The sequence below is a fragment of the Bosea sp. 685 genome, from assembly GCF_031884435.1.
GTDB lineage: Bacteria > Pseudomonadota > Alphaproteobacteria > Rhizobiales > Beijerinckiaceae > Allobosea.
In genome coordinates this window covers 2920408-2938433 of record NZ_CP134779.1, presented here as the reverse complement: position 1 = coordinate 2938433, position 18026 = coordinate 2920408, and the positions used below count along the sequence as shown (strand labels likewise).

16 protein-coding genes and 1 pseudogene are annotated in these 18026 nt (G+C 63.2%); 3 read left to right on the top strand and 14 right to left on the bottom strand.

The genetic code is table 11. The features are described 5' to 3' along the window. Positions 1 to 7 precede the first annotated feature (7 nt). The 7 genes and pseudogenes from RMR04_RS15270 to RMR04_RS15240 form a co-directional block, all read right to left on the bottom strand. Positions 8 to 502, bottom strand: coding sequence for a DUF4189 domain-containing protein (locus tag RMR04_RS15270; protein WP_311915441.1), 495 nt, complete (start codon positions 500 to 502; stop codon positions 8 to 10). 10 nt (positions 503 to 512) lie between these two features. Next, positions 513 to 1190, bottom strand: coding sequence for a hypothetical protein (locus tag RMR04_RS15265; protein WP_311915440.1), 678 nt, complete (start codon positions 1188 to 1190; stop codon positions 513 to 515). Between the two features lie 13 nt (positions 1191 to 1203). Further along, positions 1204 to 1794, bottom strand: a complete 591-nt coding sequence (locus RMR04_RS15260) for an invasion associated locus B family protein (protein WP_311915439.1) — start codon at positions 1792 to 1794, stop codon at positions 1204 to 1206. Between the two features lie 79 nt (positions 1795 to 1873). Further along, positions 1874 to 6046, bottom strand: a pseudogene (locus RMR04_RS15255) (beta strand repeat-containing protein); the annotation flags it as partial. Between the two features lie 521 nt (positions 6047 to 6567). Next, positions 6568 to 6987: a hypothetical protein gene (locus tag RMR04_RS15250; RefSeq protein WP_311915436.1), complete on the bottom strand. Its 420-nt coding sequence runs from the start codon at positions 6985 to 6987 to the stop codon at positions 6568 to 6570. Positions 6988 to 7436: 449 nt separating this feature from the next. Then, positions 7437 to 8516 carry a LysR family transcriptional regulator gene (locus RMR04_RS15245; protein WP_311915435.1) on the bottom strand — a complete coding sequence of 360 codons (1080 nt, stop codon included), beginning with the start codon at positions 8514 to 8516 and terminating at the stop codon, positions 7437 to 7439. Between the two features lie 225 nt (positions 8517 to 8741). Beyond that, the gene (locus tag RMR04_RS15240; RefSeq protein WP_311915851.1) at positions 8742 to 9731 is read right to left on the bottom strand and encodes an aldo/keto reductase; all 990 of its coding nucleotides are present in this window, start codon (positions 9729 to 9731) and stop codon (positions 8742 to 8744) included. A gap of 116 nt (positions 9732 to 9847) precedes the next feature. Between RMR04_RS15240 and RMR04_RS15235 the strand changes: the two genes are divergently transcribed. Further along, positions 9848 to 10744, top strand: coding sequence for a LysR family transcriptional regulator (locus tag RMR04_RS15235; protein WP_311915434.1), 897 nt, complete (start codon positions 9848 to 9850; stop codon positions 10742 to 10744). Here RMR04_RS15235 and RMR04_RS15230 read toward each other — a convergent pair. The 5 genes from RMR04_RS15230 to RMR04_RS15210 all read right to left on the bottom strand — a co-directional run bounded on the left by RMR04_RS15230 (position 10709) and on the right by RMR04_RS15210 (position 14051). Further along, positions 10709 to 11422, bottom strand: a complete 714-nt coding sequence (locus RMR04_RS15230) for a DUF4405 domain-containing protein (RefSeq protein ID WP_311915433.1) — start codon at positions 11420 to 11422, stop codon at positions 10709 to 10711. The genes RMR04_RS15235 and RMR04_RS15230 overlap by 36 nt on opposite strands. A gap of 15 nt (positions 11423 to 11437) precedes the next feature. Beyond that, a complete protein-coding gene (locus tag RMR04_RS15225) occupies positions 11438 to 11920 on the bottom strand; it encodes a cytochrome P460 family protein (RefSeq protein WP_311915432.1) in 483 nt (160 codons plus the stop codon). Between the two features lie 72 nt (positions 11921 to 11992). Further along, positions 11993 to 12463 carry a (R)-mandelonitrile lyase gene (locus tag RMR04_RS15220; protein ID WP_311915431.1) on the bottom strand — a complete coding sequence of 157 codons (471 nt, stop codon included), beginning with the start codon at positions 12461 to 12463 and terminating at the stop codon, positions 11993 to 11995. A 58-nt stretch (positions 12464 to 12521) separates the two neighbouring features. Continuing rightward, on the bottom strand, positions 12522 to 12953 hold the full coding sequence (locus RMR04_RS15215) for a carboxymuconolactone decarboxylase family protein (RefSeq protein ID WP_311915430.1): 432 nt from the start codon (positions 12951 to 12953) through the stop codon (positions 12522 to 12524). 84 nt (positions 12954 to 13037) lie between these two features. After that, positions 13038 to 14051 (bottom strand): alpha/beta hydrolase, encoded by a 1014-nt coding sequence (locus tag RMR04_RS15210; RefSeq protein ID WP_311915849.1) that lies wholly within the window; start codon positions 14049 to 14051, stop codon positions 13038 to 13040. 380 nt (positions 14052 to 14431) lie between these two features. Here RMR04_RS15210 and RMR04_RS15205 point away from each other — a divergent pair, with 380 nt between their 5' ends. Beyond that, positions 14432 to 14590 carry a hypothetical protein gene (locus tag RMR04_RS15205; protein ID WP_311915429.1) on the top strand — a complete coding sequence of 53 codons (159 nt, stop codon included), beginning with the start codon at positions 14432 to 14434 and terminating at the stop codon, positions 14588 to 14590. Positions 14591 to 14703: 113 nt separating this feature from the next. Here the strand turns inward: RMR04_RS15205 and RMR04_RS15200 are convergent, their stop codons facing one another. Both RMR04_RS15200 and RMR04_RS15195 read right to left on the bottom strand, forming a co-directional pair. Next, on the bottom strand, positions 14704 to 15498 hold the full coding sequence (locus tag RMR04_RS15200; RefSeq protein ID WP_311915428.1) for an outer membrane protein: 795 nt from the start codon (positions 15496 to 15498) through the stop codon (positions 14704 to 14706). A 566-nt stretch (positions 15499 to 16064) separates the two neighbouring features. Next, positions 16065 to 16976 carry a LysR family transcriptional regulator gene (locus RMR04_RS15195; RefSeq protein ID WP_311915427.1) on the bottom strand — a complete coding sequence of 304 codons (912 nt, stop codon included), beginning with the start codon at positions 16974 to 16976 and terminating at the stop codon, positions 16065 to 16067. A 321-nt stretch (positions 16977 to 17297) separates the two neighbouring features. On the opposite strand from RMR04_RS15195, the gene RMR04_RS15190 reads away from it, so the two are divergent. After that, positions 17298 to 18008, top strand: a complete 711-nt coding sequence (locus RMR04_RS15190; RefSeq protein WP_311915426.1) for a LuxR family transcriptional regulator — start codon at positions 17298 to 17300, stop codon at positions 18006 to 18008. Positions 18009 to 18026 lie beyond the last annotated feature (18 nt).

Here is an 18026-nt window from a genome sequence, read left to right as displayed (position 1 = left end):
CATCGCGTCAGGTGCAGACCCATTCGCGCACCGCGCATTGCGCGCCTGTCCGCTCGCAGGCCTGCACGGCCAGATCCTCGGCCTGCTGGCGCGTCGGCGCCGCCTTTGCGCTCCAAGGCCTGACTCGGTCGCTCGTGACGCGGTCGTCCCTGTCCTTGGCCACAGCGAGCGCGCCACAGTGATGATAGGGAAACCCGGTGCGGTCATCATCGTCCCAATGGCGATGATTGCGGAAGACGCTGACGACGACGCAGTCCTCGCCTCCGGCCCGCCGGCAATGCTCGAGGGCCAGATCCGCCGCCTCCTGCCGCTTGTCGGCGCCCCAGAAGAAGCCGTGCTTCTCGTTGGCGCTCGCATAGGCGATCGCTGCCCAGATGCCGCTCTCCTTGGCCGGGGGCGAGACAGGCCCCTTGATCGGCCTCGTCGCCAGATCGGCCGCGCCGAGTTGCCCGCAACAGGCGAAAAGCACGCCGATCGCTGCAATGGCAGAACGGAGTTTCATCATGAGCTCCTTACTGTCGTGCGGCCGCGGCCACGGAGACGACGACGCAGCCATTCCCCGTCGGGAGAAGCAGTGCGTTTCCGCCATTATTGGCGAGGGCGTAGACGGCAATCTGCCCTAGATTGCTGGCGAGCCTGCTGCCTTGCGGGAGAATGGCCGGAATCTCGGCGCATGAGGCGGAGAAGGGCGCCACCCGGACCATCGTGCCTTCGCAGGTCGATTGCGTCGGCGCGGCGAAAACCACGCCGGCGGCCGGCCCGCTATAGTTCTGGGTCGTGTAGCTCATGCCGACCAGGGCCTGCACGGCATGGCTGTCGGCGGCCTCAACGTTCCACGATGACTGAACGTCGTATTTGGCGCCATTCGTCAGCAACTCGCCGAGAACCGGGAAAACCGTGGAGCAGCTCTTCAGGCCCGCCTGCCTGGCGTGCTGCAGGAAGGGTGTTTCGGGGCGGGACCGGTCGGTCTTGTTCGTTTCCGCGATCGCCGGCTGCGAGATCAGGCCGCGGATTGCGGCAAAGTTCATCGCGCCATAGGCAAGTCCGGTCAAGGCTGTGATGCCGATGACCGAATAGATCGCGATCTTGGCCCAACTGCGCCTGGGTTTGATCGGCGCGTCACTGTCGAGCCGGACCGGACGGCTCTGCTGCCGCGACATGATCCGATCATGGATGGATTGCTGATTCATCGGGGTTGCCCGTTCATTTGATCGCCTCGACCGCTTTCGAGAGCCCTTTGAGAGTGGCGGCAAGCGTCACCATCGTTCCGCTGGTCGTCTCATAGGAGACCTCCGGGGCCGCGCTCTTCGAGATCTGCTCGCGCACCGCCGGCCCAACCGGCAGCATTCCGACGCAGACCGCGGCGTTGCAGCCGTCCAGCTCAACCTTGACCGGGCTGGCCTGGCCCTGAAACCGCAACGCGACCAGTCCGGGGTATTTCGCATCCGATGTGGTGCGCAGGATCATGTAGGGCTTGCCGTCCTTCGTGGCGGCGAGCGACCAGCTGAACGCCAGGCGGCCGGCCGAATCCTCGATGGTCTGGGTCACGTTGCAGACCTTTTGATGCGTCTGCAGGTTTTCGTCGCAGATCAAGGTCCAGTTTTCGAAAGGCTGAGTGATCCGGCGGTAGCTGCCCAGCTTTGCATTGGCAGGCAAAGCCACGTCGGAGGGTTTGATCCGGTAGTCGGAGCCGGTCGTTGCCTGTCCGGCCGAGTGCTGACCGGAAAGCAGCAGGCAAGCCAAGCCCATGCCCATGCCCATGGCCGAAACGGATAGGGCGCGCCTGCCAGCCATGCCGCCCTCAGTTCAGCGTGACGCTGACGCCGGCGCCGACGCCCCATTCGCCGCCGGTGGTGGCGCCGGTCAGGTTGGCGCGGACGCGGCCGTTCTCGCTGGTGTAGCCGGCGCCGAAGGCGAGCGCGCCTTCGCCCCGCCAGACGCCGCCGCCGGCCGCCGCGCTGAATTTGCCGGGCCGATCGTCGAAGCGCAGCGACGCCGCGGCCAGCCCGACCGCCGCTGCTTGCCTGGCCTCCTGGCGGGCCGCGCGAACCTGCTGGTTGAGCTGCCCGAATTTCTGGTCGGTATAGTTCCTGGCCGCATCGGCCACCGCCCCCATCTGGCTGTCGGTATAGGCCTTGGCCTCGGCGACGCCCCGGTTGAGCTGGTTGACGTTGACGGCGTCGGTGCCTTTCACGCCCTCGGCGACATTGGAGATGACGACCGGCGCATTGGGGTCGCCGCCCTGCAGGGTGAGGCTGTTCTTCTTGCTGCCGTCGATATTGAGATCATAGAAGACGGCGCTGTTGTTGATCGCGCCGATGCCGCCCTGCACGCTTTCCAGCGCCATGTTGGTCGCATAGAGCTGCGAGCCGTTGATCGCGTCGGTGCTGGTCGCCGAGAGGCGGCCGGCGGCGAGGTTCGTCAGCGTCCGCTCCGCGCCGACATCGCCGATGCTGACGGTGCCGACCGGGGCAGCGCCCGCGAAATTGTAGGTCGTGCCGCGGATCGTGGTGCTCGCCGTCGCGACCGTTGCCTGCGTCGCCGAGTTCCCGCCGAGCGCGACGCTGTTGGCGAAATTGCTGGTCGCGCCCGCACCCAGCGCCATGGATTGAATGCCGCCCGCCGTCGCATTCGTGCCGAGCGCGACGCCGTCGGCCAGCACGACATGCGCGTTCTGGCCGATCGCCGTTCCGCCAGGCGCGGTCTGCTCGACGATCGCGCCATTGCCGATGCCGATGCCGTTATCGCCGTTGACCACCGTCCTGGGGCCGACCGCGATCGACTCCGCCCCGACGGAAAGCGAGTCGAGCCCGGTCGAATTGGCGTGGAAATACAGGGTCGGCGTCGTCGCGACCGAGGCGATGGCGCCCTGGAGCTGGCGGATCGTCACGGCGTCCTGGGACTGCGTGCCATCAGCGACATTGGTGATTTGCCGGTACGAGGTCGCCGTCCCGACCGAGACTGCTCCGAGCAGCGTCTTGTCGGTGGTATTGTACTGGATGATCGCCGACCCAGCCGGCAGCGTGCCGGTGATTGGCGCCAGCGCGCGATCGGAGATCGAGCCGGAGCCGAGCGCGACGCCGCCCAGGATGGTGGCCTGGCTGTCGCGGCCGAGCGCCAGCGAATTATCGGCAACGGCGGTCGCCTGGTAGCCGACAGCGGTCGCCGCAATCCCCTGGGCGAAGGAATCGGTGATCGCAAGCGTCCGGTCATTGGTGCGGACATAGCGGATGCCGTCGCCATTGGCGTCGGTGTAGGCGGTCGAGACATTGCCGGCGATGTTGTTGACCGTCGTGCCGAGCGTGGCGATGTCGGTCGTGTTCACCGTGACCTGCTGATTGGTCGCGAAGAGCTGCGAACCGTTGACCGCGTCGGTCGATGCGGATGAGAGCTGCCCGGCCGCGACGTTCTGGATCTGACGCTCGGCGCCAGCCGAGCCGACCGAGAAGGCGCCAGCCGGCGTCGCGCCGGCGAAGCTGTAGGCCGTGCCGCCGATCGTCGCGCCCGCCACCGCCGTCGTGGTGCCCGACACCGAATTGAGGCCGATGGCGACGTCGCCGGTGTTGGTGGCCACGGCATTGGGGCCGATGGCGACGGAATTGGTCCCCAGCGCCTGCGAATCCGGCAAGGTGGAATTCGCGTGGAAATACTTGATGCCGCCGCCGGTGTTGATGTTGGTGACCGAGCTGGCGAGGCTGTCGACGGCTTGGTTGGTCGCGAAAAGCTGCGAGCCATTGACAGCGTCGGTCGAGGAGCCGCTGATCCGGCCCGCCGCGACATTGGTGATGCTGCGCTCGGCGCCCACCGCACCGACGCTCACGGTCGAGCCCGGCGTCGTGCCGGCGAAATTATAGGTCGTGCCGTTGATCACGACGCTTGCCGTACCCACCGCCGTGTCCGTGACCGAGCCCAGGCCAAGCGCGATGTCGCCGGCATTGTTGGCGACCGCGTTCGGGCCGATGGCGACGGAATTCGTCCCCAGCGCCTGCGAATCCGGCAAGGTGGAATTCGCGTGGAAGTACTTGATGCCGCCGCCGGTGTTGATGTTGGTGACGGTGGCGCCGATGCTGTCGACGGCCTGGTTGGTCGCGAAAAGCTGCGAGCCGTTGACCGCGTCTGTCGAGGAACCGTTGATCCGGCCTGCCGCGACATTGGTGATGGTACGCTCGGCGCCCACCGCGCCCACGCTTACGGTCGAGCCCGGCGTCGTGCCGGTGAAGTTGTAGGTCGTGCCGTTGATCGCGATGCTCGACGTGCCCACCGCTGCGCCTGTGATCGAGCCCAGGCCAAGCGCGATGTCGCCGGCATTGTTGGCGACCGCATTCGGGCCGATGGCGACGGAATTGGTCCCCAGCGCCTGCGAATCCGGCAGGGCAGAATTCGCGTGGAAATACTTGATGCCGCCACCGGTGTTGATGTTGGTGACGGTGGCGCCGATGCTGTCGACGGCTTGGTTGGTCGCGAAAAGCTGCGAGCCGTTGATCGCATCGGTCGAAGAGCCGCTGATCCGGCCCGCCGCGACATTGGTGATGGTGCGCTCGGCCCCCACCGCGCCCACGCTCACGGTCGAGCCCGGCGTCGTGCCGGCGAAATTATAGGTCGTGCCGTTGACCACGGCACTCGACGTGCCGACCGCGACCGCCGTCACCGAGCCAGAGCCCAGGGCGACGTCGCGGGCGTTGGTGGCGATGGCGGCATCACCGAAGGCGACCGCGCCCGTTGCGCCCGCGCGGCTCGTATTGCCGATCGCCACGGAGCCCTGGCCGATAGCGGTATTGCCATTGCCGATCGCGACCGCGCCATTGGCCTGGTTCGCCGCCGTGGCGCTCGCCGTGCCGTCGGCATTGGCGATGTTGTTCGCGCCGCCGGTGAAGGCGCCGGTGCCGCTGGCGTAGCTGGGATCGCCGATCGCCACCGCGCCGTTGCCATAGGCGACATTGCCGGCGCCGATCGCCACCGCCTTGCCGCCTCCGGCCGTTGCACCAGTCCCCATTGCGACGGAGTCGGCGGAGTTCGCGACGGCGCCGGTACCGGCGGCGATCGCATTCTGGGCGCTGGCATTGGCGGTATCGCCGATGGCGAGCGCGCTCTGCGCGCCGGCCGAGGAGCTTACGCCCAGCGCGGTGGCGCGCGCCACGCTCGCAACAGTGTTATTGCCGAGTGCCACGGAGGAGACGCCCGTGCTCTGTGCTCCCGAACCTGCGGCAACCGAGCCCGTTCCACTCGACACGGCCGCATTGCCCAGAGCTATTGCGAAGTTGCCCGATGCATTGGCCTGGACGCCAACTGCCGTGCTGTTGAGTGCAGTCGCCCGGCTCGCGCGTCCCATCGCCATGGCGTCGGTCTGAGACGCTGTCACATCGGTGCCAATGGCGATGGCGCCCTGGGCAAGGGCGCCCGTTCCCACACCAGTACGCGCGCCAAGATAGACCGAGTTCAGCCCGCTCGCCGTTGCCCCGGCGCCAATCGCCGCCGCATTGGTCCCCGCTGCCTTGGCGTTCTGGCCGATCGACGTCGTTGCGTTGCTGGTGACGCCAATACCGGCGTTGGTTCCGATCGCGACATTGTCGCTGCCCGTGACGAGGCTACCCGCGGAGGCCTGCAGAGTGCCGTCGTAAGTGACAGTGCCGTCGCCGGTTCCCAGGGCGAGGTTGCGTGCTCCCGTGACGCCTGAGCCGGCGCCCCTCATGACGCTAGGAATGCCACCGCCAATGGCGGTGTTCTGTGCGCCGCTCACGAGCGCACCTGCTGCGACGCCCATCGCAACCGAACTGGAATTGCCGGTGGTTGAGCCGACACCGGCGCCCTGTCCGACCGCAACCGTGCTGCTGCCGACCGCGATAGCCTGCGTGCCCAGCGCGAGCGAACTCTGACCTTGCGCTTGAGCGCCATTTCCGACGGCGGTAGCGGCATTGCTCGTTGCGGCAGCCGAATAGCCCAGCGCAACGCTCTGCACGCCGGACGCGGTCGCTACGGTTCCTATCGCAAGGGCGTTGGCTTGAGATGCTGTCACATCCGTGCCGATTCCGATGGCGCCGGCTGCCAGCGCGCCGGTTCCGGCGGCGGTGCGGGCGCCCAGATAGATCGAGTTGATGGCGGCGGCATTAGCCTGGAAACCCAGGGCGATGCCATTCTGTGCGGCGCTATGGGCATTATACCCGACCGCGAGCCCGCCGAGGACATCGGCGGCCGCAAGCGAGCCCAGCGCGGTTGCCCCGGTTCCCGAGGCCGTAGCCGACAAGCCCATGCAGGAGGCGGTGCCGTTATAGGCGTTGTAAGGCGACGCAGCGCAGCTCACCGCCTGCGCCTGCGCCGGCGAGACCCATCCGATTCCGCCCAGCGCCACCAGCGGCACCGCCAAGGCCCCGCCAACGCCGAGCGAACCAAGCCCCAGCCCCTTGCGGCTGACGCCGAGTACGCGATGGGCCATGCGCAGCACCGCCATCAGCCGGCGGCGCAGCGAGCGGCTCTCGCCGCCGCCTGAAACCCAGTTGCCGGTAAAGCCGCCACGGAACCCGGCCTGTGTGCGCCTGTCAGTGCAGTCAGTCACCAACCCACTTGCAGTCATCAGCCCACTTGCTCCTTGGCCCCGCTCGAAAGCTCTCGATGTGCCGCATCGGCTTTGGCGTCTGTGTGGTCGGTTCGATCGCGCTGTTGCGCCAGCGTCATTCCGATTTTGGCGCCGTGCTCTTCCGCCAGGTCAAAGGCCCTTTCGACCCATGGCTGGCTGGGTTGCGGAACGGCATGCAAAGCCGCGTGGACGCGCTCGGGCGGCAGCTTGCGCCCGACGAGTTCACCGCAGACATCGAAATGAAGCGCCGGCTCGCGCCCGGCGTAGAATGGCGAACTCAGACCGAGGACGAGGCGGGAGAACAGAAAATCGATCTCCGCCGCGGTTAATCTCTCAGCGTATTGCGTCTGTAAAGCAGCCCATGCTGCGTCGACTTTCGAGCAAATTATTTCAAATTCCGAAATTTCTTTGCTCATATTCTAGCCAATCGCCGCCTTGCATGCTTATTTGAGCTTCCGTTGCGTACTCATGACTGCTCGCCGGCGTAAAGCGCCAATTTGGCCTCATTGAAGGCACGAAATTAGCGCATTGAATTCGTGACGTGATCAAAGGCGGGTAGAAGCCAGAAATATCGGGAAAAATTGAGAAACACGGCCGCGCGCGCCACCCGCCATACATAAGCGCGGAATCCGTTATGCATCATCCCGACACATGGCATGCCGCAGAAGCATGGCGAATCCCGCCATTCGCTGGCCGGAGGGGGCGTCTGCGCGGCAAGGCGGCTTGCTCTGATCGCCTAATGGTGGATCGCGCCTTGCCCGGCAGCACTCTCTTTCGTGTCGCGTCAGGCAGGCTTTGTCGATTCGGCATCCCCGGCGATTTCCGAAATCGCCTCACGGCACGGATCCGCGGGATCGGCAGCTGCCTATCCTTCTCCAGCTTGACTGGAACGGGCCTCGCGATGTCCGAATGCTCTCAAAGCATCGCAGACGACGTCCGCGAATGCTGCGGCCGCGGGCGACAGGCTGCGGTCGGGCAATCTGCAGCATGCGAGCACGTTCTGCGAGAGAAGGGCATCCTTGATCTCGACATGGACAAGTCGCGGCCGGCCGTCCTCCCTTTGCGCCCGTCCCGTCACGATGCTGATGCCGACGCCGTATTCCACCAGCGAATGGATCAACTCGAAGGAGTTCGTCTCAACGAGAGAATGGATCTGCGCATTGGAGCCACGAAACGCGACGTCGAAGATCTGGCGCAGAAACCCCGAACCGTCCGGCAGGATGAGGTTGAAGCCGGCGAGGTCGGCAAGCGTAACCGATGCGCGCGCGGCCAGCGGATGATCGGGCGAGGCGACCAGGTACATCCTGAGAGAAACGCTCTCCATGCAGGACAGCTCGACGTCGGAGGCGAAATTATAGGCGACGGCGAAATCGATATCGCCATCCTTCAACCGCGAAACCAGGCCGCGCGTACTATCGACCCGGACTCCGAACGTAATGCCCGGATGTGTCCGGCTGAATGTCTTGATCGCGCCCGGCAATATGGAGTTCACGACGACATCGTTGAAGCCGATGGTCACATGCCCGCGCTGCAGACCCTGAAGCGCGATGATTTCATCGTTTGCGATGCGCAGTTCATTGATCGCCGAACGCAGGCGGAACTGCAGGATGCGCCCCGCATCCGTCAATTGCAGCCCGGCCCGCCCGCGCGCTCTCTCGAACAATTTCACGCCGAGATCGGCCTCGAGATTGCTGACCTGCCGGTTGATCGCTGAGGCCGCGATCCGAAGCGCTTCAGCCGCGGCGCGAAAGGAACCGCGCTCGGCCACCTCGGAGAAGTAGCGCAGCGGGGTCGAGCCCACCAATTTAGGAATCACCGAGTGCTCCGATAGCCGTGCAACCTCCTGGCTTTCTGTCGAAAATTCACAGGCGTTGCGATGTCTGGTGGCCGGGCAACCCCGCACCACTCCCGCGATAGAGGCGCGATTACGTAAGGCGACTGTCAATCCGTGATGCCTACGGCCGCGCTCAAATGGTTAACGTTCCGAATTTTGAAGCTTTCCCTGGCGTTTGACGCCAGGGCCGGCGGTGAAATACCCTCGCGGAGAATGGAGCCGGCAGAGGCTGCGGCGTATCGATCTCCCAACATGTCCCTATTGCATCGAATGCGAGTTTGAACAGGACCTGTCCGGCCGCCCTGCCTGGAAGCAGAGCGATCGTCCTCGTTGCTGTCAGTGCCCGGTCATCTTCAACACGGCTTCGGGCAGGCGCTCGCCCTGCACCTTGATTCCGGAGGCCTCGGCGTCGATCTCGGCGAGATCGCCGGCCGTCAGGTTCAGATCGACCGCTCCGAGGTTTTCTTCCAGCCGATGAGGTTTTGTGGTTCCCGGGATCGGCACGATCCAGGGCTTCTGGGCCAGCAGCCAGGCGAGCGCGACCTGGGCCGGCGTGGTACCCTTGCGATCCGCGACGCCCTTGACCACGTCGACCAGCGCCATGTTGGCCTTCCGGGCCGCCGGCGAGAAGCGCGGCACCAGATTGCGGAAATCGCCTTGTTCGAACGTCGTGTTCTCGTCGATCTTGCCGGTCAGGAAACCGGCGCCAAGCGGGCTGAAGGGAACGAAGCCAATGCCGAGTTCGTTCAGCGCGGGTAGAAGCTCGGCTTCCGGACCGCGCCAGAACAACGAATACTCGCTCTGGACCGCGGTCACCGGCTGGACGGCATGGGCTCGGCGGATGGTCTGGACACCAGCCTCCGACAGGCCGAAATGCTTGACCTTGCCCGCGGCGATGAGCTCCTTGACGGCACCGGCAACGTCTTCGATCGGCACTGCGAGATCGACACGGTGCTGGTAGAACAGGTCGATGCGATCGGTCCTCAGGCGCTTCAGCGCCGCTTCCGCCACAGCCTTGATATGCTCGGGGCGACTGTTCGTGCCGCCGGTTCGCGCGCCGGTCTTCTGATCGATGTCGAAGCCGAACTTGGTGGCGATGACGACCTTGTCGCGGATGGGCTGAAGCGCTTCCCCGACCAGTTCCTCATTGGCGAACGGACCATAGGCCTCGGCCGTGTCGAAAAACGTCACGCCGCGATCATGCGCTTCATGGATGAGCTTGATCATGTCGGTCTTCGCAACGGCCGAACCGTAGACGCCCGTCATGCCCATGCATCCGAGACCGAGCGCGGAAACATCCAGCGTTCCTAGTTTTCGGGTTTTCATTTGCAACTCCCATGCGTTTCCGAGGTCATCGTGGAACCGCTGGCCGCAACATAAGGCTTCCTCCGGAATTCGATTAGCGCCTATAATCGGCATGATCTTATTGACTGGGACAATGAATGCCGAACGAGAACTTCAACGACCTCGCAGCGTTCACCGTGGTCGCGCAGGAACGCAGCTTTACCCGGGCCGCCGCTAAGCTCGGCATCTCGCAATCGACCTTGAGCCTGACGATCCGGGCGCTCGAAGAGCGCCTCGGGTTCCGACTGCTGGCGCGCACGACACGCAGCGTCGCGCCGACCGAGGCCGGCGGTCGTCTTCTGCAAATCGTCGCGCCGAACTTCGCGGAGATCGAAGCCGAGATCGCCGCCCTCAACGCCATTCGCGAGAAGCCGGCAGGCACGGTCCGCATCACGGCTGGCGAACATGCTGCGGTTTCGGTTCTGCAACCGGCTCTCAAACGGTTCCTGCCGGATTATCCCGATATCCAGGTCGAGATCATCGTCGACTACGCCCTGACCGATATCGTTGCGGAGGGCTTCGATGCGGGCGTGCGGATGGGTGAGCAGGTCGCGAAAGACATGGTCGCGGTGCGTATCGGGCCCGAGCTTCGTATGGCGTTAGTCGCATCGCCAGCCTATTTCGAGCAGTTTTCTCCGCCGTCGACGCCGCAGGAGCTTGCGGCGCATAACTGCATCAACTCGCGGCTTCCGACCTATGGTGGCCTGTTTCCATGGGGCCTCGAGAAGGACGGGCGCGAGGTCAAGGTGCGCGGCGAAGGACAGCTCATCTTCAACAGCCTGAGCCTGCGCTTGAACTCGGCCTTGGACGGGTTGGGGATCGCCTACATGCTGGAGGACTACGTGATGCCCTACATCGCAGATGGGCGCCTGGTCCGCGTTCTGGAGGATTGGTGTCCCTATTTTCCCGGCTACCACCTCTATTACCCGAGCCGGCGGCACTCGTCGTCGGCGCTCGCCCTATTGGCGGACGTTCTCCGATATCGAGGAAGCTGACACGGCTTGCCGCTTGTTCTTCCGTGGCCCTTTCATCGCGTAGTATGTCAGGGCGATGTAGAGCCCAGCGATCGCGATGCAGTGGATGAAAAAGCCCGCGACCGATTCCTCGAAATTCCACCAGTCGAGCGTCATCTGCATCGAGAGCTTGCCGCCGATGCCGAGCTGAAACGAGCTCCACACCCCGAGGATCGCGGTCGCGGCTGTGACGGCCCGGAGCACGAGCGTCCTTGCGGCGTTGGGGTAGGAGATACCGAGCAGGGTGCGGGCGAAGCTCATGAGCATCGACCAGCGCAGACCGAGATGGACCGCGACGATCACGAGGACCCAATAGGCCGCCAGGGTGTGGAGCTGCCGGACTGTGAAGCCGCCATAAGCCGACATGATTCCAGATAGAGCATTGGAGATCAGGATGCTGGTGACGAGGAGCGCCAGCATCGCGGTGGCCAATGCGAATGTGACCGCGGTGTTGAACGCGCCGCGCGCGTCGCGCCGGCGCCGCGAAATCGTCCCATACCAGCGCCGGTTGAAGACGTTGTGCATGATGAGCAGCAGGAACATGGCGGTTCCGGCCAGTTCATGCGCGACGTTGCCGAGCCACCAATACGAGAAGCCGAACAGCAGCAGGCAAGCGGCCGCGATATCGAACGCCAACCGGAAGAGGAATAAGCGGCTCAAACGCGTGACCTCCGCTTACTCGACCGGAGTGCCGTTGAACCGAGGAATGCGATAGGCCGTGAACAGGTAGTCGCTGCCCTGCTGGCTGCGGTGGCACGACTGGCAGCGGGCGGTGTTCTCGTCCTTGTTGATCGACTTGTCGGGCCAGAACCACTGGAACTGCCAGTCGGCGGTACGGCGGCTCGCGTCATAGTCGGCGCCGAAGCCCGCGCCCCTCTCCATGACGAAGTAGCGGTAGAGCTTGCCGTCGCGATGATCGACCAGCACGAAATGCGTGCCGGCCGGGATCGGCTTCCCGCTCTTGACGGCCGCCATCGCCTCCGGCGTCGTCATGATGTGCTCGGTCACATTGCCGCGTTTGACGGTCGTATAGTGCACCAGCGTGTCGAGCTCGGGAAACGCGACGCGGTTAGATTCAGCATGGACCTGCCAGCCGACCAGGGAGACGGCACAGGCGGCTAGGGCACTCAATGCAAGGGGATTGGCAAATCTCTTCAAGAGCGGACTTTCTTTGGGTTCGGAGAGAATGAATTGGCAACGGGCCGCACCGGTGGCCCGTCCGGTCGTCGATCAGCGCCGGTACTGCTCGTCCGTGACATGCTCCAGCCATTCGACGGTCTTGCCATCGAGCGCCTCCGAGATGGCGACATGCGTCATGCCCGTGGTCGCCGCTGCGCCGTGCCAATGCTTCACGCCGGGCAGAACCCAGACGACGTCGCCGGGATGGATCTCCTGGATCGCACCGCCCCAGTGCTGCACCAGCCCGAGCCCGGAGGTGACGATGAGCGTCTGGCCGAGCGGATGCCTGTGCCAGGCGGTGCGCGCCCTCGGCTCGAAGGTCACCGTGCCGCCGCTGACCCGTGCCGGCGCGCTGCCCCTGAATGGGCCGTCGACCCGAACCGATCCCGTGAAGTTCTGAGCAGCGCCGATCGTCGGCTTCTGGGAGCCGGCGCGTTGGACGGTGATCTCCTCGCCGGTCTGGGCCAGTGCCGAAGTTGCGGGCAGCAGCATGGCGAGCAGTGTCAGAGCAGGCGCAAACATCACATTCCCTTCATCTCGCCGACGCCGGACAGGCGGCGGGCTGGTCTGGATGCCCGGCTCACTTCTGCTTGAAGACCTCGCGGGCGACCCCGACCGCCGTGATGGCGTTCGGCCAGCCGGTGTAGAAGGCGAGCTGGGGGATCGCCTCGACGAGTTCTTCCTCCTTGACACCGTTTTGCCGCGCCAAGGCGAGATGGGAGCGAAGCTGGTCGGGACGGTTCAGAGCAATCAGCGCACTGACGGTCACGAGGCTGCGGTCTCGCTTGGCGAGGCCCGGGCGCTCCCAGATATCGCCGAACAGGACGGTGTCGGTCAGCTCCGCCAGCTTTGGCGCTATGTCGCCCATCAATTGCTGGGCGCGGGATTGCGGCTTGGTTGGAGCAGCCCTGGCTGCGGCGGGGGGCTGGCTTTGGGCGATCGCCACGGTGGACATTCCTCCAGACAGAAGCAGGCCGGCTGCGGCGAGCAGAGTTCTGGTGAGCTTCTTCAAGGTGCACGCCTCCTCAAGGGGGAAGAACACGATATCCCGGAGCAGAACCGCGACGTCACCTCGCGAGAGGTTACGCCGGGCGGCTCAATCCAGCGTCTTCTCAGCCAGAAACTTCGAGACCTGATCCGCGATCTCGACATTGTTCAGGTCGGACATCGGGAAGTGCGTGTTGCCCTTGATGCCGATCTCGGGGAGATGCACGAGGTGCGCGTCGCCGCCATGCTTGTTGACGGCCGCGACCCAGAGCTTCGCCATGGTGAACCGCACCCGCCAATTGTCCTGTCCACGCTCCGTGGTCGGCTCGACCGGAAAATTGTCGCCGTAATAGATGACGATCGGGATGCGTGTGAGCTTCTGGAAGTCCGCCGGAGGCACCGCCTCGGGCGACAAGGTGCCAGCAGCGCTCGGCATGGCCGGGGGCAATTCGCCTTCCGGGAAGATGAAGCCGCTACCCGGCTCGAAAGCGACGATCGCTTTGACGTTGGCGTTCTTGATCGCCGTCAGCCAGCCTGGGCCGCCGCCTTGGGAATGCGTGAACAGGATCGCCGGGCCAGTATTGGCGAACAGCGCCGCCATCGCATTGGAAATGACGCCGGCGTCGTATGGTCCGGTGTTCGGCGTGACCGAGCGGAAGAACTGATCCAGCGTGTCAGGCTTGCGGTCGAACTGGACGCTGTCGAAGAAGTTCGGCCATTTGCCGAGCCGGAATTGATCGAAGAAGAGCTGGTCGTAGGGGGTGGGCTCGATCGTCGTCGCGACCGTGCTGTTGCCGGCCCGCCCGCGGCGCGGCTGATCGACGAGATAGACCGGGAAACCGCGGCGCAGGAAGAGGGTCTGGAAGCCCTCGCGCCCATCCGACGTCGTCTCCCAGCTCCGCGCCGACTGGTAGGCGCCGTGCAGCATGACGATCGGCAGCACCTTCGGATTCCGCGGCACCTGGTAGAAGGCGTAGAGATGGTCGCCATGGAGCGTTTGCCCCGCAGAGGCGGGCTTGTTGTTGTCATAGGTTCCAGGAGTGCTTGCCACCGCTCCGCCGACAGCAAAGCTGCCTTGCTCCTGGATCATCAGAGGGGAGGGCTTGGCCGCCTGTTGCGCCATCGTCGCTGTGGCTCCCGCGATGCCGACAGTGAGCAGCGCCGTCGATACGATGTGTTTGATCGTCTTTTGAAACTGCAAAGTCGTGCCACCTTCGATTTCGGACTGCCGTTTCGAATATGGCCGCGGGTGGAGTTTTTGATTAGACGTCCGAATGCGATAGGACTTATTGTCCAGGACAATAAATAAGGAGCTTGCCGAACGCGACGCGGATGAGGCGAGCCACGAGGGATGGCGAGTGCCTGATGGCTTGCTGCCCCAGCCCGGCACTGCCGTCGGCGGCGCGATGGCGCGGCAGGCTGTTGCGTCATTCGAGCCGAACTGGCAGCGCCAAAAACCAAACTATGGTTCCACTCGCGCCAATCATTGACGACAGGCATGGCTTGGAGATCAACTTCGCCTTCGATCGCATCGTCGAGATCGGCCTTGATTCCCGCGGTCAGGCTTGCAACCCGCTCGGCAAGCTCAACAGGAAAGCCTCTGATCCTCTCCGGATGCACTTCCATGTCGCGGGCGAAGACGGGGGCAAAGTCTTTCCGTAGTGCGGACCTAAGTCGCTCCGCAAAAGGCGGCTGCTTTGGCTCAGCCGCGAAGGGACTGAGCCAAAAAAGAACCCCGGCGCAGCCAGGGTTCTTCGTTCGCCGATCGATTGACTTCAGAATTTGTAGTTGAGGCCGAGACGCACGACGTGAATCTCCGTCGCGGCGGCGTGGTACGGTGTCGAGCCGGAGCCGACCCGATAGGTCGCATCGCCGCGGATGTTTTTACCCTCGAAGCGATTGTAGAGATACTCGCCCTTGATGGTCCAGTTATCCGTGAAGGCGTATTCGGCGCCGCCGCCAAAGACCCAGCCGATGTCGGGTGACGCGTTGCCTGAAATCAGGCCGCCGCCGCATGGCGTGACGTTACAGGTGTCGCTCACCGAATATTGAAGATCGGAGAAGGCAACACCGGCGGTGGCGTAGACCAGCAATCGATCGAAGGCGACACCGACGCGCGCGCGAATCGTCGCCAACCAGTCGGCCTTCTTTCGGCCGAACGTGTCGCCGATGGGCGGCGCTTGCGGAGCACCCGTCAGCGGATTGCGCTGGACCGCCGTCGAACGATAGCCGAGATAGCCGAAATCGCCCTCGGCACCGAGAACGAACTGATTGATCTGGAAATTATACCCGGCCTGGGCGCCGCCGGTGAAATCCGTCTTGTTGCCCAGTGCCGAGGTCGCTCCCGTGATGTTGTAAAACGTATCCGGCGCCACAGGCGCCGTTTCCGTGATCGATCCGCCTGTCGGGAAGGCCGCACCGGCATGCGCGCCAATGTAAAAGCCGGTCCAATTATAGATCATAATCGGAACTGCAGCTGGAGCCTTGGTATTGTGAGATACCAAATCCGCGGCGACGGCTGGGCCTGATAACGCGGCTGCAGCGAGTGCTGCGAATATAAGCTTGTTCATCTCGGTTCCTTTCATTTAAATTTCGAGATCAGGCGTATCTTGGCATTTTAATCGGGGATGTTTCGGCTGTTGCTCTTGGCGGGAACATCACAACAAGACCTGCATCCTCAAGAGGGGGACAGGGCAGAGGGATCGGTCCGCGGCGGCCTTACGCCGTTTTCAAAGGCGATCCCTTGGGTAACAACCATAGCGGCATGGCATACGTATTCCGCGCCGACGCAACGCTTAAGTGAGATCACACGTAGAAATAACCTATAATAACCGCAATATACTCAAGATGAATTCAGCATCATAAAATGTATTATGATTTATAATTATGACAAAACAGAAAATATCGTAATTTACTGCTTTCATATTCTCGAAATTCCGAAGGATGACGCGTCTGCGGTCACGTTTCTGCAAATGGAATCTGTGTAACAAACATTGCCTCATCGCTGGCAGAGTCGATACTCCCGATTCCGGGAGTATCGACTGCTATCTGCATGGCGATGTCGAGACGGGCCTTCTCCGGCACGATCACGCCGCGATACTTCGCTCTCCATGTGTAGAGCGCCGTGATCCCAGGTTTACGATGGGGAGTGCTGCATCGAGGCCGTCAGAAAAGCACGGAAGGACGACGTGATTTCGACCGCGAGCAGGGATGCCAATTGCGAGATCGGCCGATCCTTGGGCTGGATAAGGAACTCTTGAGTCTGGATAGGTGGATACAGGGGGCGTATTTCCACGCGTCCAATCCAGCCTTGCGCGCTGATCGCATCGATCATCGCGCAGCCGGCGCCAGCGGCAACCATGGCGCAAACACCGTTCGAATGGTTGGTCTCGGCAACCACCTGCAGTCTCGGCTTGTCCACCTGAATTGCCGCTTCGAACTGACTTCGCGCAGTAAAATCCTGGCTGAGCGAGATAAGCGGCTCACCCGCCAAATCCGCAGCTTTGATGGCCGCATGCTTGGCCAGCCGGTGGCCGATCGGAAGAATACAGAGTTGAGGAATCGCAAACCGTTCGATTTTTTCAACCCGGTTGTCGTCAACATCCATGACGGTGAGACCGATATCAGCACGGCCCGTGGCGACAGCGTCATAGACTTCGCGTGAATGCATTGTTGCAAAACTCACCCGGGCATTGTCCCGCGCCATCTGGAATTTCGCCAAGATACTGGGCAGCACAAAGACGGAGACAGCGGGAAAGGCCGCAACTGAAACGTGGCCGCCGCGGTTTTGTTTGAGATCAACTGCAAAACGGCGCAGTTCACTGAGCCCTACGGTGACCTGCCGCGAGGCCTGGTAAAGCATCTGCGCTTCAGGTGTGGGTGCCGATCGTCCGGGCCGTCGCTCGAAAAGCTTCAGGCCGAGTTCACGCTCGAGCTGAAATACGGCTTTCGATACGGCCGGTTGTGAGATCCGCAGACTCTCGCCGGCTTTCGAGAATGAACCCGTCTCGAGGATAGCGCTCAACAGTTCAATCTGGCGAAGATCCAAGATAACCCACGGTTATGAAGTGAGGCTGTTTCAATATTGGACAGAATGTCGAAGAGGGTCAACCATCTGCGCCATGAAACCAGGCCCATCCCGATTTCGGCAGATAATCCAACCCGTCACATCCACCTGCGCATCGGCATCTTCGTGGTCATTCCAGGAGCATTTGATCAGCCTTGAAGCCACAGCTTCCTGAATAACACGCTACGTTCATTGCGTAATTTTCGTTCGATCGCGAGGCTGCCGGATGCCGGCGCGGAGCATGGCTGCTTCCGATCCGCCGTCGGACTCGCTCACTTCGATCTCCATGTAACGTGTCAGGTCATGATCGAGCCGTTTACTGAAACGCTACTGACTTGCTCAACCCTGGCCGATGTTCAGCGCGCTTTCGGCGCAGCAATCGCCGCCGAGGGGTTTGCCATAGCCACCGGCCGCGCCTTCTTTCCACGCGCCAAGATTCAAGTGCATGCGCTCTTCCTGAATTGGCCGGCGGAGTGGGAAAAAACCCTCAGCAACGAACGGCAATTCCTCGCGAGCGGCCCGATCGTCCGCGAAGCGCGGCGAAGGCACATGCCCTTCACCTGGCACGAACTCAAAAGCAGCGGCACCTTTAGTCCCGCGGAAAATGAGATCTGGGCCGCGATATCGGAGTGGGGATGGACAGACGCGTTCGTGGTGCCGATCCATGGCCCGAGCGGCTACGTTGCAATGCTGACCATGGCGAGCAGGGAGACGAAACTCGATCTGACCTACGCCGCGAGAATGCGTCTTTATACGCTTGCCGTCGTGACGCATGAGCGTTGCCGTGCACTGCGCAACCTCATTCCGGCGCCTGATCTTCAGGGAGCTTTGACGGTGCGCGAACTCGAATGTCTCAAATGGGTTGCAGATGGCCAGACCGATGACAGGATCGGCACTATTCTGGGGATCTCATCCGACACCGTCCGGTTTCATGTCGATAACGTCCGGAACAAGCTCGGCGTTCGGAACCGCACTCAAGCCGTAGCCCAGCTATGTGTCGCAGGCCTGCTTTGACAGGAACGGCCGACTTGG

Bases quoted from the DNA above. Each gene is read 5' to 3' on its own strand.
- RMR04_RS15200 (WP_311915428.1), bottom strand. From the start codon at position 15,498: ATGAACAAGCTTATATTCGCAGCACTCGCTGCAGCCGCGTTATCAGGC.
- RMR04_RS15240 (WP_311915851.1), bottom strand. From the start codon at position 9,731: ATGAAAACCCGAAAACTAGGAACGCTGGATGTTTCCGCGCTCGGTCTC.
- RMR04_RS15235 (WP_311915434.1), top strand. From the start codon at position 9,848: ATGCCGAACGAGAACTTCAACGACCTCGCAGCGTTCACCGTGGTCGCG.
- RMR04_RS15260 (WP_311915439.1), bottom strand. From the start codon at position 1,794: ATGGCTGGCAGGCGCGCCCTATCCGTTTCGGCCATGGGCATGGGCATG.
- RMR04_RS15190 (WP_311915426.1), top strand. From the start codon at position 17,298: ATGATCGAGCCGTTTACTGAAACGCTACTGACTTGCTCAACCCTGGCC.
- RMR04_RS15265 (WP_311915440.1), bottom strand. From the start codon at position 1,190: ATGAATCAGCAATCCATCCATGATCGGATCATGTCGCGGCAGCAGAGC.
- RMR04_RS15250 (WP_311915436.1), bottom strand. From the start codon at position 6,987: ATGAGCAAAGAAATTTCGGAATTTGAAATAATTTGCTCGAAAGTCGAC.
- RMR04_RS15210 (WP_311915849.1), bottom strand. From the start codon at position 14,051: ATGGCGCAACAGGCGGCCAAGCCCTCCCCTCTGATGATCCAGGAGCAA.
- RMR04_RS15270 (WP_311915441.1), bottom strand. From the start codon at position 502: ATGAAACTCCGTTCTGCCATTGCAGCGATCGGCGTGCTTTTCGCCTGT.
- RMR04_RS15220 (WP_311915431.1), bottom strand. From the start codon at position 12,463: ATGTTTGCGCCTGCTCTGACACTGCTCGCCATGCTGCTGCCCGCAACT.